Here is a 2,843-nt window from a genome sequence, read left to right as displayed (position 1 = left end):
AATCCTCCAAACGGCTTAGTTCTAGTGCCTCCCCGCCATAAATCACATAGCGTAAAGCAAGCTGCTGCCCAATTTCCGGCATTTCCCGATCGGCCTGCATCAATTGATAAAATGCCGATGGGGTCTGATTCAGTACCGTCACTCCTTCTTTAACCAATAGCCCTAAAAATTCCATAGGTGATCGGCTGATCGAGTGCGGCACGACGACAAGCTTGCCTCCGTGGAGTAATGCTCCCCAAATTTCCCACACCGAAAAGTCAAAAGCATAGGAGTGGAACATCGTCCACACATCATTGGAATTGAAATCGTACCAATGCTGCGTCGATCCAAATAGTCTGATTACATTCTGGTGCGGAACGACAACCCCTTTTGGTACACCGGTTGAACCGGAAGTATAGATAATATACGCCGAATTCAAAGGCGATAACGGTCGGATGCGGTCAACATCCGTTGGATTGATCGGCGAATGATGCTCTAATTCTTCAATGGTACTCGCTTCATCCAGGATGATTTGCCTAATATCAGCCATCTCAGGCAGCTTCGATGCTACACTCGAATCGGTCAGAACACATGCAGGCTGGGCATCAGAGAGCATGAACGATAACCGGTCCGCTGGATACTCTGGATCCAGAGGCAGGTATGCGGCCCCTGCCTTGAGTACAGCCAGCAGGCCGATAACCATTTCCAATGATCTAGGCAAGGCCAAAGCGACGAATTGCTCCGGTCCTATCCCTTTCGCAATGAGCAGGCGGGCAAGCTGGTTCGCCCTTTTGTTCACCTCTTCATATGTCAATGAAGTCTCCCCATATACCAAGGCAATATGGTGAGGATACTTTTTCACCTGTTCTTCAAGCAGTGAAGGTATGCTCGCTTGCTCTTTTTCATCGGAATTTCCATTCCAGTCCACAAGGATTTTTTGACGCTCTTCAGGTGCCAGTATATCCAAAAGCCCTATATGCTGATCGGGTTCCGAAAGGGCGCCGTCCAATAGCCTTAATAAACGATAGATTAGCATTTCGGCAGTCTCCCGCTTAAAGAGATCTGTACTATATTCAAGGAACCCGCTGATTCCATCCGGACTGCCATTTTCAGCATGCACTTCTCGGAATTCCATGGTCAAATCGAACTTCGAAGCACCTACGCTGTATAGCTTCAGATTGGATTGCACCCCTGGAAGCTCCAATTTAGGATCTGGTGTATTCTGCAGCGCAAGCATGATCTGGAATAACGGATGCCTAGAGCGTGACCGGACTGGATTCAGCACTTCCACCAGTCGCTCAAACGGCAGGTCCTGGTGCTCATAAGCATATAAATTGACCCTCCGCACCCTGTCAAGAAGCTCCCGGAAAGTAGGATCACCTGATGTATCCGTCCTTAATACCAAGGTGTTGATGAACATTCCTACCAGATCGCTTAAAGCATCATCACTGCGACCCGCTATCGGACTTCCGATCGGAATATCGTTACCGGCGCCAAGGCGAGTGAGAAGTGCAGTCAGGCCGGATTGCAATACCATGAATAAGCTGACGCCATTTTCACGAGCCAAATCCAACAAACGCCGATGCATTTCGGGATTTATCGAAAAATCAATCGTATCGCCGCGATAGCTGGATTCGAGTGGCCGCGGAAAATCGGTTGACAATTCCAATTGGTCTGGCAAGTTGGCTAATATCTCTTTCCAATAATCGATTTGTTCATTGGCTAAACTGGCTTCATCACTTTCGCTTCCTAAAAGATCATCCTGCCAGATTGCATAATCGGCATACTGTACAGGCAACGGCGGAAGGTTCGGTTCGTCACCTTTAATTCGCGAAGCATAAGCTGCGGTCAGATCGCGAGTAAGCGGTGTTAACGACCATCCATCTCCTGCAATATGGTGTAATAATAAAACCAATACATGCTTGTCAGGGGCCATTGTGAAAAGCTGGGCACAAATGGCCGGTTCTTTCGCAAGATTGAAACTATATCTCGTAGCCGTCGCGATTTCCGCTTCAAGCTCGGCCTCGTTTATATGCGATACCAATAATTCCACTTGCGCCTCGGAAGGATCTAACACATATTGATGAGCTGTACCCGATGTAACGGGAAAGAGCGTACGCAATGATTCATGGCGCTCGACTACATCATTGAGCGCAGCTTCGAGTGCCCCGGTATCAATTTCACCGGACATTTCAACCACGAGCGGAATGTTATACGTCGGGCTCGGACCTTCCAGGCTATGAAGGAACCATAATCGCCGCTGGGCAAAGGAAAGAGGCACCTGTTTTGGCCTTTGTGCCTTTTTAACAGGCAACCTTGCACTTCTCCCGTTAGAAAGCTGTTTGACAAGACCGGAAACGGTCGGTGTCTCGAACAATTTACCAATGCCTATTTCAACTCCGAATGTATCTCTTATTCGAGCCATCAAAGTCGAGGCAAGAAGAGAGTGACCGCCTAAATTAAAGAAGCTATCATCGATACCCACCCTTGAAAGGCCCAGGACCTCGGCGAAAAGATCGCTGACGATTTCCTCCTGCGGTGTTCTGGGAGCGCGTTCGGAAACAAGTGCAGAAAGATCAGGCGCGGGCAATTCCTTCCTGTTGAGCTTTCCATTTGGAGTCAATGGCAACTCCTCCAGCTCAGCGATAGCGGATGGGACCATGTATTCCGGCAAAACACAGCCTACAAATTCCCGTATTTCCACAACATCCGCCGTCACTCCCAAAGATGGAACGATATAGGCAACGATCCGTTTATCGCCCGGCTGATCTTCGCGTACGATGACTGCAGCCTGCTCGATGTCAGGATGGCGGGTAAGCCTTGCTTCGATTTCCCCTAATTCGATGCGGAACCCTCTTATTTTG

1 protein-coding gene is annotated in these 2,843 nt (G+C 48.9%); it reads right to left on the bottom strand.

What is annotated here, in order from left to right; genetic code table 11:
- On the bottom strand, window positions 1-2,843 hold a 2,843-nt coding region (locus CVN76_RS04610), incomplete at both ends, for a condensation domain-containing protein (RefSeq protein ID WP_157805519.1).

Source organism: Bacillus sp. mrc49 (assembly GCF_002803435.1).
The sequence above is the reverse complement of the archived record's forward strand: the minus strand, read 5'-3'. Positions and strand labels throughout refer to the sequence as shown.